Origin of the sequence: Mesorhizobium sp. M0894 (assembly GCF_040319725.1) — a bacterium.
GTDB lineage: Bacteria > Pseudomonadota > Alphaproteobacteria > Rhizobiales > Rhizobiaceae > Mesorhizobium.
Genome location: NZ_JAMYOG010000002.1, coordinates 227780 through 242782 on the forward strand (window position 1 = coordinate 227780; position 15003 = coordinate 242782).

General features: G+C 59.5%; 16 protein-coding genes and 1 pseudogene. 16 read left to right on the top strand and 1 reads right to left on the bottom strand.

Going from position 1 to position 15003, the window contains the following annotated elements:
* Positions 1-70 precede the first annotated feature (70 nt).
* From NKH91_RS04405 to NKH91_RS04445, 9 genes are all read left to right on the top strand, one after another.
* Complete coding sequence (locus NKH91_RS04405) at positions 71-715, top strand: LysR substrate-binding domain-containing protein (RefSeq protein ID WP_352883852.1); 645 nt, start codon at positions 71-73, stop codon at positions 713-715.
* A complete protein-coding gene (locus NKH91_RS04410) occupies positions 712-2181 on the top strand; it encodes an NAD(P)-binding domain-containing protein (protein ID WP_352883597.1) in 1470 nt (489 codons plus the stop codon). Before NKH91_RS04405 ends, NKH91_RS04410 begins: the two co-directional genes overlap by 4 nt.
* Positions 2178-2660, top strand: a complete 483-nt coding sequence (locus NKH91_RS04415) for a CMD domain-containing protein (protein WP_352883599.1) — start codon at positions 2178-2180, stop codon at positions 2658-2660. The genes NKH91_RS04410 and NKH91_RS04415 overlap by 4 nt, the downstream gene beginning before the upstream one ends.
* Positions 2657-3220 (top strand): peroxidase-related enzyme, encoded by a 564-nt coding sequence (locus tag NKH91_RS04420; RefSeq protein ID WP_352883601.1) that lies wholly within the window; start codon positions 2657-2659, stop codon positions 3218-3220. Before NKH91_RS04415 ends, NKH91_RS04420 begins: the two co-directional genes overlap by 4 nt.
* Positions 3221-3277: 57 nt before the next feature.
* Positions 3278-4018 (top strand): amino acid ABC transporter ATP-binding protein, encoded by a 741-nt coding sequence (locus NKH91_RS04425; RefSeq protein WP_352596107.1) that lies wholly within the window; start codon positions 3278-3280, stop codon positions 4016-4018.
* Positions 4019-4041: 23 nt separating this feature from the next.
* Complete coding sequence (locus NKH91_RS04430; protein ID WP_352883604.1) at positions 4042-4869, top strand: transporter substrate-binding domain-containing protein; 828 nt, start codon at positions 4042-4044, stop codon at positions 4867-4869.
* Positions 4870-4936: 67 nt separating this feature from the next.
* Positions 4937-5653 carry an amino acid ABC transporter permease gene (locus tag NKH91_RS04435; RefSeq protein ID WP_352883606.1) on the top strand — a complete coding sequence of 239 codons (717 nt, stop codon included), beginning with the start codon at positions 4937-4939 and terminating at the stop codon, positions 5651-5653.
* Positions 5654-5670: 17 nt separating this feature from the next.
* On the top strand, positions 5671-6363 hold the full coding sequence (locus tag NKH91_RS04440; RefSeq protein WP_352883608.1) for an amino acid ABC transporter permease: 693 nt from the start codon (positions 5671-5673) through the stop codon (positions 6361-6363).
* A gap of 628 nt (positions 6364-6991) precedes the next feature.
* Complete coding sequence (locus NKH91_RS04445) at positions 6992-7087, top strand: YHYH domain-containing protein (RefSeq protein ID WP_352547042.1); 96 nt, start codon at positions 6992-6994, stop codon at positions 7085-7087.
* Between the two features lie 430 nt (positions 7088-7517).
* On the opposite strand, the gene NKH91_RS04450 is transcribed toward NKH91_RS04445, so the two are convergent.
* A complete protein-coding gene (locus NKH91_RS04450) occupies positions 7518-8336 on the bottom strand; it encodes an SDR family NAD(P)-dependent oxidoreductase (protein ID WP_352883611.1) in 819 nt (272 codons plus the stop codon).
* Positions 8337-8631: 295 nt separating this feature from the next.
* Here NKH91_RS04450 and NKH91_RS04455 point away from each other — a divergent pair, with 295 nt between their 5' ends.
* From NKH91_RS04455 to NKH91_RS04495, 7 genes and pseudogenes are all read left to right on the top strand, one after another.
* Positions 8632-8850 (top strand): hypothetical protein, encoded by a 219-nt coding sequence (locus tag NKH91_RS04455; protein ID WP_352883613.1) that lies wholly within the window; start codon positions 8632-8634, stop codon positions 8848-8850.
* Between the two features lie 33 nt (positions 8851-8883).
* Entirely contained in the window at positions 8884-9849 is a 966-nt protein-coding gene (locus NKH91_RS04460) for a LysR family transcriptional regulator (protein ID WP_502898970.1), read from the top strand.
* Positions 9850-10019: 170 nt separating this feature from the next.
* Positions 10020-11045, top strand: a complete 1026-nt coding sequence (gene mgrA / locus NKH91_RS04465; RefSeq protein ID WP_352883615.1) for an L-glyceraldehyde 3-phosphate reductase — start codon at positions 10020-10022, stop codon at positions 11043-11045.
* 63 nt (positions 11046-11108) lie between these two features.
* Positions 11109-12140 (top strand): aldo/keto reductase, encoded by a 1032-nt coding sequence (locus tag NKH91_RS04470; RefSeq protein WP_352883617.1) that lies wholly within the window; start codon positions 11109-11111, stop codon positions 12138-12140.
* 48 nt (positions 12141-12188) lie between these two features.
* Positions 12189-13094, top strand: coding sequence for an NAD-dependent epimerase/dehydratase family protein (locus NKH91_RS04475; RefSeq protein ID WP_352883619.1), 906 nt, complete (start codon positions 12189-12191; stop codon positions 13092-13094).
* A gap of 255 nt (positions 13095-13349) precedes the next feature.
* Positions 13350-14234 (top strand): annotated as a pseudogene (locus NKH91_RS32330) (NAD(P)-dependent oxidoreductase).
* Positions 14235-14370: 136 nt separating this feature from the next.
* Complete coding sequence (locus tag NKH91_RS04495) at positions 14371-14922, top strand: cytochrome b (protein WP_352883623.1); 552 nt, start codon at positions 14371-14373, stop codon at positions 14920-14922.
* Positions 14923-15003: the final 81 nt, after the last annotated feature.

Consider the following 15003-nt stretch of genomic DNA (forward strand, 5'->3'; position numbering starts at 1 on the left):
CGCCGGCCGGGGGCGGATCCTGCAGATTGTCACCACCTCCGCCATCGGCACTGGCCTGATCCCGACGGCCATGGCCGAGCTCAAGGGTATTGAGCTTCCGCACGAGACACATCTCGGGCAGTTTCTTCCCTCGATCGTCGCGCAGGAAGTGCGCAGCGGACGTGCCGAGATCGGCTTTTCAAGCCTGCCGCTCGATACGCCCGGTCTGGATGTCCTGCGGCTCTATTCGGCGCCTGATGTTGCTGCCGTGCGGGAGGACGATCCGCTGGCTGAACTTGATGTCATACCGCTTTCCGCCTTTGCCGGTCGCCGCGTCGCCACGTTGCTCAACCCGCTGCGTTTTCAGTTGCATGTCTCCAAGGCATTGGCGGCCAGGGGCATCGACACCGGGCCAGTGATCCGGACGAATACTGCCTATGGCGCGTTGCAGCTTGTGCGCCGGACCGGCGTTGCCGCTGTCATTGATCCCCTCACCGCCTATGGCGTGGCCTTGCCTGGGGTCGCCATCCGCCCGATTGACGCGACCGTTCTCTTTTATTGGGGGGTTGTGGCTGCCGCAAAACGTCCCCTTCGCCCAGTCGCGCAGGCGCTGATGGATGCGGTCGAAGCGGTGGCTGAACGATCGATCGTCGGCTTCAAGAAACTCGATCCGGCCTTGGCCAGCCAATTGGTGAACGATCCCGCGTCGGGCACAAATAACGGAACTGGAATATGAAGCATACTCCTACCCCGGCAGCATCGACAGGCCTTGCCGCGTTGGAAGCCCAACTCGCGCAGGATCTCGACTTGCTTGAGCTGCCTGCCAAGCCTTGGGTCCCCACACGCATGCATGAGGGCGCCCCGGTCCGTGATGTCGTTGTCATTGGCGCTGGCATGTGCGGACTTGCAGCCATTGCAAAGCTGGTGCTTACCGGGATTACCAACGTCGTCGCCTACGATGCGGCTCCGGCCGGGCTCGAAGGACCATGGGTAACGTTTGCCCGCATGCAAACGCTCCGGTCGCCGAAGACGCTCAACGGTCCGTCGCTCGGCCTGCCGCAATTGACGTTCCGCGCCTGGTTCACGGCGCAATGGGGCGTTGAGGCCTGGCGGTCGCTGGACAAAATCCCCAAGGGCAAGTGGATGGACTACCTGGTCTGGTACCGCAAGGTTCTCGGTCTGCCTGTGCGCAACAGCGTGCGCATGATCGGACTGGCACCCGTTGGAGATCTGATTGCGATCGACATCGAGGGCGCGGAAACCGGCCGGGTTCTCAGCCGTCGTCTCGTTCTGGCCACCGGTCGGTCCGGTCTGGGCGGTTTTGCCGTACCCGATTTCCTCAACGGCATCGATCGCGCCTATTGGGCCCATTCTGCCGACGACATCGATTTCGATGCGCTGAAAGGCAAGCGTGTGGCAGTTATTGGCGCCGGTGCCTCTTCCATGGATAATGCCGCAACGGCACTCGAGGCGGGCGCCGGCTCTGTCGACATGTTGATCCGGCGCAAGGAGATGCCGCGCATCAACAAGCTGACCGGCATCGGCAGCCCGGGTGTTGTACTCGGCATGCATGAATTGCCCGATGCCTGGAAGTGGAAGTTCTTCGACTACACCGCCTCCACCCAGACGCCGCCGCCGCGTTCATCGACGCTTCGCGTGTCTCGGCATTCGAATGCTCGGTTCTTTCTCGACTGCGGCATCGTCGCGGTCAAGGAAGATGCGGGAAGCCTCCTGGTCGAAACCACACAAGGTCCGATGCGCTACGATTTCCTGATCGCGGCAACCGGCTTCTCAAATGACTTCGACGGCCGCCCGGAATTTGCAGCCCTCGCGCCACATATCCGCACCTGGTCGGATAGCCGATATACGCCGGATATGGGGCTGCCGCGTGCAGGCATGTCGGACGCGCCGGATCTCGGTCCCGCCTTCGAATTTCGCGAACGCGTTCCCGGCTCCTGCCCGATGCTGTCGCATATCCACTGCTTCAACGACGCCGCCATGCTGACCCACGGCAAGGTTTCCGGCGATATCCCAGCCGTCAGCGCCGGTGCCGACCGTCTGGTCCGCGGCATCGCCGCATCGCTGTTTGCCGAAGATGTCGAAACCCACTTCGCCAATCTGATCGCCTACGACACGCCCGAACTCCTGGGCGACGAATGGGTCGATTCAACCCCCTTGTTGCAGAAGGAGGCCGCGCTGTGATCGACGCAATGGACAAGGCCGCCGGTATTTCCCCGGACGATGCCCTTTTCGCCGCACGGCGGTTTCGGCCCGAATTCGTGCGAGGGGCGGAAGAATGTCGCCTCTCCGTCCTGCAGCCGGCAAACGATCAGGGGCTGGCTCCGAATTTGCGGGTCGCTCTGGCCCGTCGCATGGCAGCTCTGAATGCCGATCCCGTCCTGATGGCCGAATATGATGTGCAACTGGCTCAGCTTGGTCCGACTGAGCAGCTTCTGGCCTTGGCCCAGGGTGAAACGGATTTGAATGAACCCCTGGCGACCATCGCCCGACATGTTGACCTGATCACCCTCACGCCGAAAAAGGCGCAGGCGAGCCACATTGTCCTGCTCGCCCAAGCTGGATTGAACAATCCTCAGATCGTCGCCCTTTCCGAGCTCATCGCCTTCGTCAACTTCCAGACGCGGGTGGCGACCGGCCTGCGATTGTTGAGGTCGGCATGATTTCCTCGGTGCGCCTGAAGCCATTGAATTGGCGTCCGTACATCGCGCCGGTCGAGCTATCCGAGGCCACGCCGGAACAGCTTGAAGCGATGAAGGTCACGCCATCGGCCAAGAAAGTTTCGGAATATGTGCGCACCCTTGCGCATGATCCCGAGAGCTATCTTGCCCGCACCCTCTTGTTCAACGCGATCATGTATGTCGAAGGCGGGCTTGTCCGTCCCGACCGCGAACTTGGCGCATTGGGTGCCTCGATCATCAATGGCTGCAAATTCTGTGCCGTCGTTCACGCCCGCAGGCATGCAGAGCTGACCAAGAGCGACGAAGTCGTCACGGCGCTCTATCTCGACAAACCTGAAGCGCTCGGCCCACGCGATGCGGCAATCTACAGTTTTGCCCGCCGCCTGTCGGCGGCCCCGTCGGAAGCGACGGCAGACGATATCGCCGCGCTTCGATCAGTCGGCATGGACGACCGCGAGATCATCGACCTGATCCACGCCATATCGATCTTCGGCTGGGCAAACCGGCTGATGCACGTTCTCGGCCATGCGGAGAGCGGGTGATGATGTCGCATACGGTCAAAGCAGTCCGTCTCACACTTTCCGAAGGGCCAACCAGCAATGCTTGAACTCAAAGATGTAAAGCTGTCTTACGGAAGCACGCAGGTTCTGAACGGCGTCAATCTCTCGGTAAAGCGGGGTGATGTGGTGTCGATCATCGGCCCCAGCGGCACCGGCAAGACCACGCTGCTGAAATGCATCAACTACCTGGCCAAGCCGTCGTCAGGAACCATCGCGTTCGATCAGATTCGGATGGACTACCAGCGCGCCGACAAGACAGCTGTCCAGGCGATCCGGCTCCGGACAGCGATGGTCTTTCAGCAATTCAACGTCTTCAAGAACATGACGGTCCTCCAGAACGTGATGGATCCCCTGGTCGTCGTGCAGCGCAAGACCACGGACGAGGCGCAGGAGATCGCCCTGCGGGAGCTCGAGCGGGTCGGCCTCTCCCCGAAGCGAGACAGCTATCCCTCCCAGCTGTCGGGCGGCCAGCTTCAGCGCACCGGCATCGCGCGCGCCCTGGCGGTTCGTCCCGACGTGATCCTCTTCGATGAGCCTACGTCATCGCTGGACCCCGAACTCGTCGGTGAAGTCCTGAAGGTGATCAAGGATGTCACCTCGTCAGGGATCACTTCGCTGCTTGTGACCCACGAGATGCAATTCGCAAAGAACATCTCGAACCGGATCGTCTTCATGGATCGTGGCGTGGTTGCCGCCGATGGCAGTCCAGCTGAGATCTTCGATGCGCCGTCCAGCCCACGACTTGCTCAATTTCTGCAGTCAGAACTCGCTTTTCAATAATCCAACAAGAAGGGAACCAAGAAATGTCTGCAATCACATCCAGTTTTTCTCGCCGCTATGTCCTGGCCATCGCCGGCGGCATCGCGATTGCCCTCGCAACGGCGGGGGTCGGCTACGGCCAGACCGTTCGCACCATCAAGATCGCCACGTCTGCCGAATCCAAGCCGCTGGCATGGGGCGCGATCGGCGTCGAGCCGCAAGGCTATGAGCCCGATCTTCTGAAGGCGATCAACGCAAAGCTGCCGCAGTACAAATTCGAAATGGAAGGCGTCTCCGACATTGCCCAGGAAACTGGCCTCGCCACGGGCAAATACGACATCGCAGTCGGTGGCTACTACAAGTCGCCCGAGCGCGCCAAGCAGTTCCTCATTCCGGAAAATCCCATGGGCGCCAGCCTGATGAAGATCTACAGCAAGAAAGATAGCGGCATTAAGGAAATGAAAGACCTGGTCGGCAAGAGGATCGTTCCGACCACGGCCGGCGGTGGAACCTACAAGTTCATCATGAATTGGCAGAAAGAAAACCCGCAATACAAGCTCGATGTCACGGCATCCAGTGCCGGTATTCCCTACCCGAACCGGCTGGACGAAGTTCAGAACGGCAAGTTCGACGCCCTCGTCCTGCCGTCGAATCTCGGCGAGCAGACCGTCATCGAGCAAAAGAAACTCGATATCGTGGCGTCCGAGCCAGTGTTCAGCAACAACACCTACATGCTGATCCACAGATCAGACGAGAACAAGGTTCTGGCTGACGATGTGAACAAGGTTCTCAAGGAATTGAAAGACGACGGCACGATCGAAAAGCTCTCGCAGAAGTGGTTCGGCGAGGGCATCGTCCAGTACATGAAATAGAACGGCCGTCGACGACCATATTCGCTAGTCAGCGGCAAGGCTGAATTGCAAGAAGGAGCGTTTCAAAGTGGATGTATCTGCTATGATTCCCGAGTTGCTCTCGGCACTGCCGCTGACGCTCGCCATCACGTTCACAGCCCTCATTTCGGGGTTCTGCCTGGCTCTCATCGCGACAACACTCCGGGTTCGCAGGGTGCCACTGATCAGTCACCTGGTGGACTTCTACGTGTCCTATGCCCGGAGTGTTCCTGTCGTACTGCAGTTGTTCGTCGCGTTTTATGGGCTTCCGCTGTTGGTGATCCTGTTCGGCGCCAAAGATTTTATTTCGGCGACGATGGCTGCCATGGTGGGGTTGAGCCTCTACCACGGCGGCTATCTGTCGGAAGTCATGCGGCCTGCATACCTGGCCGTCGATCGCGGCCAGCACGATGCGGCCGACAGCCTTGGATATACGTTCCGACAGAAAATTACTCGCGTCGTGGGTCCTCAGGCGGTGCACTTCGCTTTGCCGGGCTATGGGAACTCCATCATCTACCTGATCCATAACGTTGCGCTGGTCATGTACATCGGGGCGGCCGACGTCATGGCGACCGCGCATCTGATCATGGAGCGCGACTACAACCAGTTCCAGTTCGAAACCTACCTCGTCCTGGCGGTCATCTATTCGCTGATGTGTCTGGTCGCATGGCTCATCGTGCGCTTCTTCGAGCTTCGATCACCGATGCAAGCGCCTGAGGCGACGACAACAACTCCGATCAAGAACGAGCTCCTCGCGAGCGTCTGACGTAAGGGTATTCAACCATGTTTAATACCGATATTTTGCTCCAGGACACGCAAGAAATTCTGAGTGCCGTACCCGTGACGATTGGAATGGCGCTCATGATTTTCGTCCTGTCGACGATAGTCGGCAGCATATTCGCGCTTATCGAATACAGACGGGTGCCGGTGCTGCGAGAGCTCATCATGACTTACAAGATCGTCTTCAAGGGCGTTCCGATGGTCATCGTGATTTTCCTCGCCTATTTCGGTCTGCCGCCCGCATTCCAGTTCCTGTTCTCATTGCTGGGGATCAACTTCAACGCCCACGAAACCCCCAATTGGGTCATCCTTGTAGTTGCGATTACCGGCTGTGTCGCCGCGTTCCAATCGGAGATCATAAAGGGAGCCCTGAATGCATTCGACACCGGTCAGTCGGACGCAGCCCATTCCCTGGGCTATACGGGCGGCCAACTGTTCCGACGTATCCTATTTCCCCAAGTGGCCCTCACGGCAATTCCTGACCTGACAACTTCGATGATGGTCATCATGAAGGCCCTTTCTCTCGGATTCGCCATCGAGGTTGTCGATATCTTCGCCCAGTCCCAGTTGACCGCCGCGCTGAACTACTACTACCTCGAAGCCTTCGTGATTGCCGTCGTGATCTATATGGTGATTGCCTATATCGTCACACAGATTGCCGACAGGCTGGAGCAGGCGCTGAGGGTGCGGACGTGAGGCGGACGTGGGATAGAATCGTCAAGCTTCGGATATCGAGCCGCACCTGGGAGGCAATTCTTTCGGGGATGAAAAGCTTGAGGAGAAACCCAAGCAGCCGATGTATGTACCGGTGAGTTTCATGCGTTTGGTTGATAGCATCTTTTGTCGCTGCTGACGGGCGTCATGCCGACTGAAGCACCGATCGCGCGGTCGCAACCGCGCCCAGGCACCTGGCATCCCACGTGCTTTGAAGGCATGTCGTGCTCCGCTTCAATCGGCTGGGCAGGCATTGTGGGCCGATAAACGGAGCCCACCAGTTCACCGTCTCTTAGCTCGGAAAGCTGCCGGCGAAGGATGTCGCGGTATCAGCCCACGAAAGGCAGCAGCTTCTGTTCTTCCGTGATCACACCATAACTTCGTTTGGAAGAATCGGCGATGTGTGTTGGGCGGCGGACCTGATGTCCGCTTGGCCGGCGCCGCACAGCCAAACAGCTCCCACACTGACGCCGGCCAACTTCTTTTGCCGAACGCGAGAAACGTTCCCCCCCAGGCGTTGTACCGACGCACGAATAGTGCTTTGGTGCCGACATTACTTCGGAGGGGGAATATGAAAACAGCAATTATGGCCGCGTTGACCGTCTTGACTATGGCTCTTGTGACCAATGCCTATGCGCATAGTGGCGGCACTGATAGCAACGGGTGCCATACGAACCACAAGACCGGCGAATATCATTGTCATTAGTTCTCGAGCACCTTGTGAAGCGCCAAGGCCTGATCCCTGTCGGGGAGACGATACCTTCTTGTCCAGTCTGGTCCGCGACGTAGTAAACGGCGTCACCGTGCCGGGCATCGCCTCGCTGAAGTCAACTGATAAGGCCCAATCGCCTGCTATCTCAAGAATGCGGCTGTTTTCGAAGAGGGAAATGGTGCTCTCGCTCATCAGACGGGCTAACCCGCAAAGATAAAGACACGGATCGAACTGGTACTGGCCGAGAGCTGATGCGCCGGAATGGACCATGCGCATCTGACGAAAAGCGGCCCCGACCGAGCTGTCGTTCGGGCACAGCGTCCTCACCCGCTGAAATCTATCCAATCTAAAGGAATAGACGCGCAACAGGTTCAGCACCTTTGGCGAACTGGACCGGACCAATGGAGATGCCGGGACGTCACCCTTACGGAGTGTCGCCGACCATGCCTGAGAACAGGACTGAGCCGCGCTGCTCGAGCAGCGACATCGACGTGTAATCCAGGATCGATAGGCCCCCGTCCGCGACCAACGTCTGGCCCGTGATGAACGAAGCTTCATCGCTCGCCAGGAACGCGACAGCCGCAGCAATTTCGGCCGACGTGCCCATCCGGCCGAACACGCTTGGCGCCACAGTCCAGTCGCTGGCACCAGACGCTGGCGCCGCTGCATCGGTTTCGGTGGCAATCCAGCCGGGACTGACGCAATTCGCCCGGATCCGATGTGGAGCCCCTTCGATGGCCAGCGATCGCGTGAGCGCTTCGACGGCCGCCTTGGCGACGCAGTACAGGCCCCAATTGCCATGCAACGTGGCCGTGGACGATATGTTGACAATCGCACCGCCGCCGAAATCCCGCATCACCGGCAAGGCGTAGGAGGCTACAAAATAGGTGGAGTCCAGGTTGGCGCCGCGCATCTTGTCCCATCTCGATCCGGGGCGATCGCCTGGTTCGATGCCGCTCCGGCGCGAACCAGCGCCTGCGTTGTTGACCACAACCCGCAGCCGCCCCCAATGTCCGATTTGGCCGATCAAATCCTCGACTTGATGTTCCTCTGATAGATCGCACGAGAAAAAGCGGGCTTCGCCGTTAATCGCCTTTGCTTCCACTTCAACGGCGCGGCCCTTCTCACGATCGCGGCCTGCGAACGCCACCCGGGCTCCCTCTTTCAGGAAATAGTGAACGATCCCGCGGCCTATTCCCGAATTCCCACCGGTCACGAGAACGTCTTTGCCTTTAAACCGCATAGTGCCTCCTGCAGACGGTGCAGATGCGCGCAAATTGCGGCATCTCTGATCCATTGCGCTGAGAAACGGTGGACCGAAACAGGGATATGCCTCGCTATTCAATTCCGCGTCAGTGCCACAGCGGGTCGAGGATTAGACATCGAGCGGGAGTGAGTTCTTCCCTGGCAGCGGTATGAGCGGTATCCGGCAGTTTTTTGAAGTCATAGGTCCTTTATTGGTTGAGAACTGCTGTCAGGTCTGCTCGGGTTCGCTAGGAGTTCTAGAAAGAACCTTCGGCGCGTGATCTGGAGAGGCAATGATTTGGGCCGTCACCGGCTGCGTGCCAAATTTCGAGAAAGGCGCGGTCGACGAGTTTCCGCGTCCCCCCAATCCGACCGAAATCGACGAGTGGTTCGCTTTCAACGTGGAGAGCACCCGTCACGGCCGGCCAGGGCACGGTTCGGCGCACTCGTGGGCTCGACACGTCTTGCGGGTGGCGGCGGTATTTTTCTGTGGCATGGTGGATCAATCGTGAGGATTTCGATGTCGTCTGCTCAATGCCACATCGGTGAGTTTTTATCTCTGGACCAACGCCCAGGCCGTGGCGATCTCGATGATGGGAGTTGTTATGTCGCTCAGTCGCGCTGAAGTGTACGACCTTTCGATATTCCTGCTCATCGTACAGTATCGCAGTTTTAGAAAGGCGGCGGACAATCTCGGCGTAACCGCATCAGCACTCAGCCACCGGGTGAAAGCGCTTGAAGAGCGACTTGGCGTAAGGCTGCTAAACCGGACAAGCCGAAGCGTTGCTCCAACGGTAGCAGGAAGCGCGCTTGCCGAAAAAGTGAGTGCTGGCCTCGATCTTATCAATTCCGGGCTGGAAGAACTGCACGGGCACCATGAAGGGACCGCCGGGAGTGTGCGGTTGAATGTACTGCGTGATGCGTCGATTTTGCTTTTGCGCCCGGCATTGCCGATCTTCCTGCAGCGCTTTCCCAACATCGAATTGGAGATTGCGGTCGACGATCACTTCGTCGACGTGACTGCGGAAGGCTTCGACGCCGGTCTCAGATATGGTGGCACGATACCCGAGGACATGATCGCCATTCCATTGACGCCACCACTCAAGTGGGTGGTCGTCGGTGCGCCGGGTTACTTCGAGCGCCGCGGTCGGCCGGAATTGCCTGACGATCTTCTTTCCCATCAATGTATTCGGATCCGCACGGGGCGAGGGCAGATTTACAAATGGGAATTCGAGCAGGGCGACGATCGGCGCGAGATCGACGTTCCTGGCTCCCTCATCTCAAGTGAGTCTGCCTTCGCCATCAATGCTGCGATCGACGGTCTTGGTCTGTTTTATTGCCTGGAAAAGCTCGCTAGCCCTCACCTTGCAGCAGGGCGGCTGGAAGTGGCATTGCCGCAATGGTCTTCAATCGGCCCACCATTGTCCATGTACTATTCGAGTCGCCGGCAACTGCCCTTCGGGATCAGTGCCCTCATTCAGGTGATACGCGATATCAATCCGCTGAAATGACCTTCGCGGAGGCCGGACCATGTTGACAATCAATTGGCCATCGATGAGCACAGCTCATTGATCCGATTACCTCTCACCCATTGATTCATTAATCGACGATGCTATTCAAACCGTCGAAAGTTGCGCGGCCGTGACCCGAAATGGCGCATGCAATACAAATACGAGGCTAAATGTACGTTGCAGATGCCAAGAGATACGACGCGATTGCCTACCGCCGCTGTGGTCGGTCGGGGCTGAAGCTGCCGCCGATTTCGTTGGGCCTGTGGCAGAACTTCGGTGGTCAAGATGTCTTCGAGACCGGCCGCTCGGTGATCCGGCGCGCCTTCGACAAGGGGGTCACTCATTTCGACCTGGCGAACAATTATGGCCCGCCCTACGGGTCGGCGGAAGAGAATTTCGGACTGGTCCTCAAAAAGGACCTTTCGAACCACCGCGACGAGATGGTCATCTCCTCGAAAGCCGGTTGGGATATGTGGCCGGGTCCTTATGGCGCGGGTGGATCCCGCAAGCACCTGCTTGCATCGCTCGAACAGAGCCTGAAGCGAATGGGTGTCGAATATGTCGATATCTTCTATTCCCACCGCCCGACATTGGATGTTCCGCTCGAGGAAACCATCGCCGCGCTCGTGCAGATGGTGCGGCAAGGCAAGGCGCTCTACGTCGGCATTTCATCGTATGGGCCAGAGCGGACGCGGGAGGCCGAGCGCCTCCTGCGCGCTGAAGGCATTCCCCTGCTTATCCACCAACCCTCCTACTCCATGCTGAACCGCTGGATCGAGGATGCGTTGCTCGATACGCTGGAAGAGCTTGGTGCCGGCTGTATCGCATTCTCGCCTTTGGCTCAGGGGTTGTTGACATCAAAGTATCTGAATGGCGTCCCCGACGGCGCGCGTGCGGCGCGTGGCGGCTCGTTCGACACAAAGTTGCTGAGTGATGCAAACATAGAGCGTGTCCGCGGACTGAACGCGATCGCAAACGACCGTGGGCAGACACTAGCCCAGATGGCGATCGCGTGGACCTTGCGAGATCCACGCGTAACCAGCGCGCTGGTGGGCGCGCGCAACGTCGCCCAACTCGATGATACCCTCGGCGCTTTGGAGAATCTCGAATTCAATGCCGAAGAACTCCGCAAAATCGACGGGTACGCAACCGAGGGCGGCGTCGACCTCTGGCGGGTTCAATCAAAGGCAGCCTGAGGAGACGATGGCATCGGGCCGGCAACGCGATAGGCCCGATTGAGATCCTGAAGGAGCAAGAACATGGACTATCGCAAGCTCGGCAACAGTGGCGCCGTCGTCTCGGCCTATTGCCTCGGCACCATGACTTTTGGACACGAGTCCGACGAAGCTACATCGTTCGCGCTTATGGATGATTATGTCGAGGCTGGCGGCAATTTCATCGATACCGCCGACGTCTACAGCGCCGGCGTGTCAGAGGAAATTATCGGCCGCTGGCTCAAGAGCAAGCCAGGAATCGCCAAGAATCTGGTGATCGCCACCAAGGGTCGTTTCCCCATGGGCGCGGGACCGAACGATCTCGGCCTGTCCCGCAAGCATCTTGGGGCAGCGCTCGATGCCTCGCTCAAACGCCTGGGCGTCGAGCAGGTTGATCTTTACCAGATGCACGCCTGGGACGCGCTGACGCCGCTGGAGGAGACGCTGCGCTTTCTCGATGACTCGATCCGTAACGGCAAGATTGCCTATTACGGGTACTCGAACTTCTTGGGCTGGCATCTGACCAAGGCGGTGTGGCTGGCCAAAGCCAATGGCTACACGCCACCCGTGACGCTACAACCACAGTACAGCCTGCTGGTCCGTGACATCGAACATGAGCTTGTGCCGGCCGCGCTCGACGCCGGTATCGGCCTGCTGCCGTGGTCGCCGCTGGGCGGCGGATGGCTCTCAGGTAAATACAAGCGCGACCAGATGCCGGCGGGCGCCACGCGCCTTGGCGAAAATCCCAAACGCGGCATGGAAGCGTTCCCCGCCCGCAACGCCAAGCCAATCACCTGGAACGTGATTGGGGCGGTGGAAGATATCGCAAAAGCGCTTGGGGCGAGCATGGCGCAGGTCGCGCTGGCATGGGTCGCCGCACAGCCAGCGGTCACGTCGGTTATTCTCGGGGCTCGGACACGAGAGCAACTGGCCGACAATCTCGGTGCGGCCAAGCTGACGCTGACGGACGAAAACATTGCCGAACTCAACGCTGCGAGCAAACCGGAAATGTCGGAATATCCCTATGGAACGGGCGGTATAAGCCAGCGCCACCGAAAGATCGAGGGTGGCCGCTGACTTTGGCGGCACGCGATCCGCATCGATAAACATCAAAGGAGGTTCAGCATGTCCGCATCCGATACCCCAGGCAAGCGCATCATCTTTACCGGCGGCACCGGCAAGGCCGGCCGGCACGCCATTCCCTACTTGTTGGAGCGCGGCCACGAGGTGCTCAACCTCGATCTGGTACCGTTCGCCCACCCCGGTGTCAGGACATTGATCACCGATCTCACCGACAGCGGGCAGGCCTTCAACGCGCTGTCGATGCATTTCGACAGCACTGGGCTCACCACCGGCAAGGGGCCTGCACCGGTGGATGCTGTCGTGCATTTTGCCGCCATCCCCGCCTTGTTGTTGCGCCCCGACAACGTCACCTTCCAGGCCAATGTCGTTTCGACCTACAATGTCATCGAGGCGGCGACAAAGCTCGGCATCCGCAAGATCATCATCGCGTCCAGTGAGACGACCTATGGCGTCTGCTTCGCCGAAGGCGACAAGGACTTCCACCAATTTCCCCTGGAGGAGGATTACGATGTCGACCCGATGGACAGCTACGGCCTGTCCAAGGTGGTGAACGAGAAAACGGCGCGCGCCTTCGCCATGCGCTTCGGTACAGACATCTATGCGCTTCGCATCGGCAATGTGATCGAGCCGCATGAATACGACCGGTTCCCGAGTTTCGTCGCCGATCCGTTGTCGCGCAAGCGCAATGCCTGGAGCTATATCGACGCACGCGACTTGGGTCAGATCGTCGATCTTTGCGTTCGTAAAGACGGGCTCGGTTTCCAGGTCTTCAACGCCGTTAACGACACGATCACCGCCAATGAGCCGACCGAGGCCTTTTTGAGGCGCTGGTGCCCTGACGTGCCGGTCACCCGCCCGATGGGCGAATTCGAAGCGCCGCTGTCCAACCGCAAGGCGCGCGAGGTACTCGGATTCCGCGAGGAGCATGACTGGCGGAAATATGTCTGACGATGGCGCTGGCGCCGTGTGGGAGTACCGGCCGTTCGCTCCGCTCGTCCTGGGGGCAAAACGGCACCCGAGAACTCAAAGCACAGCCGTCGCGACGAAGAAATGGAGTAGGATCGTCAGCGCATGCTGGATGATCCCTGCGATCGGACCAGAGTCCGAGGCAGCATCGATCCCCACCCCGCAGCCGCTTCAGAGCGCTTATCCAAGACGGAGCGAACTGGATCTGGGCTCGGTCACCGACAAAGGAGACCCCTTATGAATGTTGGTTTCATTGGACTCGGGCGCATGGGTGCTGGAATGGCAGCCAACCTTTTGAAGGCCGGGCATGACGTTACCGTCTACAACCGGACGCCCGGCAAGGACGATGAGCTCGTCCAGATGGGCGCCCGGTCTGCCGCCGAGGTTGCGGAAGCCTGCGATGGCGAGATCGTCGTGACGATGCTGGCAGACGACCACGCGGTCGAAAGCGTGGTGTATGGCGTCTCGGAGACAACGAATGTCTTCTGCCCAACGGCGTCGAAGAACGGAGTTGCGGTCGTGACCGCCTCCGACTCGCCGGCGGCAACGACAAAGAGCTTTCCGTCCGCAGCAGCCTCAGGCCGACCGAACACGGGAGCAGCGACGAAGCGACCAACGCGTGCTAGCGAGCCTGGCCAAAGGCGCGATCCATGTCTCCTCCAGTACGATTAGTGTTGCCTTGGCGGAGCGGCTCACAGCTGATCACGCCGCAGCCGGCCAGCGCCCAAGGCCGCCAATCTCGTGAAACTCAGCGGCAATTTCCTGATTGCTTCGGTTATCGAATCCCTCGGCGAGGCGATTGCGCTTGTGAGCAAGGGCGGCGTCGATCGACACCAGTATCTCGATATGCTCACCTCGACGTTGTTTGGCGCTCCTGTCTATAAGACCTATGGCGAGCTGATCGTCGATCGAAAATTCGAGCCGGCAGGCTTCGCCGCACCACTCGGCCAGAAGGACATCCGGCTGGTGCTCGCGGCGGCTGAAGAACTGCGCGTACCGCTTCCCATCGCCAGCCTTCTGCGTGACCGTTTCCTGAGTCTGCTCGCCCATGGCGGCGACAATCTCGACTGGTCGGCGCTCGGTTCGCTTGCGGCAAGAGATGCTGGGGAGGCAGCAAACTAAGGACTCGATTCCGCGCCAGCAAAGGCAGACCAGGAGGTGGCCCACTGTCCAACGATCGACCTGACTGCGCATTTTCACAGGCACACTAAAGCCAGCTTCGGAGAAAATAGTCTCCGACACCGTTTCGGAGCCCTTCATGTCGATATCAGGTACAAGAATTCGCTACGGCAGCCTCGCCCAAGCTTTTCACTGGCTTACGGCGCTGCTCGTACTCGTCGCCTTCCTGGTCTCGCAAGGCGGCCCTCCAACGCGCGTCTATGCGCCGGCTAACGCTGCCACGCTGCAGCTTCATGAATCGCTCGGTTTCACCGTTTTCGTGCTGCTCGTCATACGCCTGGCGTGGCGTTTTTTCGACCGTATTCCGGAGTCGCCGCCCATGCCTCTCTGGATGGATGTCGCGGCGAAGATAACGCATTGGGCGCTCTACGCGCTGCTGTTCGCCGTCCCTGCGACGGCGATACTCGGTGCATGGTTTGGCGGCCACCCGGTCACGGTATACGGCCTCGGCGCCCTTGGCCCATTCTTTGGCGCCTGGGCCCCCGGCGCATCCCTTGCCGAGATTCATGGCACGCTCGGCGATGTCCTCATGTGGCTCGCGGGCCTGCACGCCGCCGCGGCTATCTTTCACCATGTCTTCCTACACGATCGCGTGCTGAGGCAGATGCTGCCTGGCTTGCCCAACTCGTAATCGGATCGTCGCCAAGCTGAGCGAAGGGACGCTTCGAACCTGGCAACCGGGGAGACATTGCAGGGTGAGAAGTTCTATCCT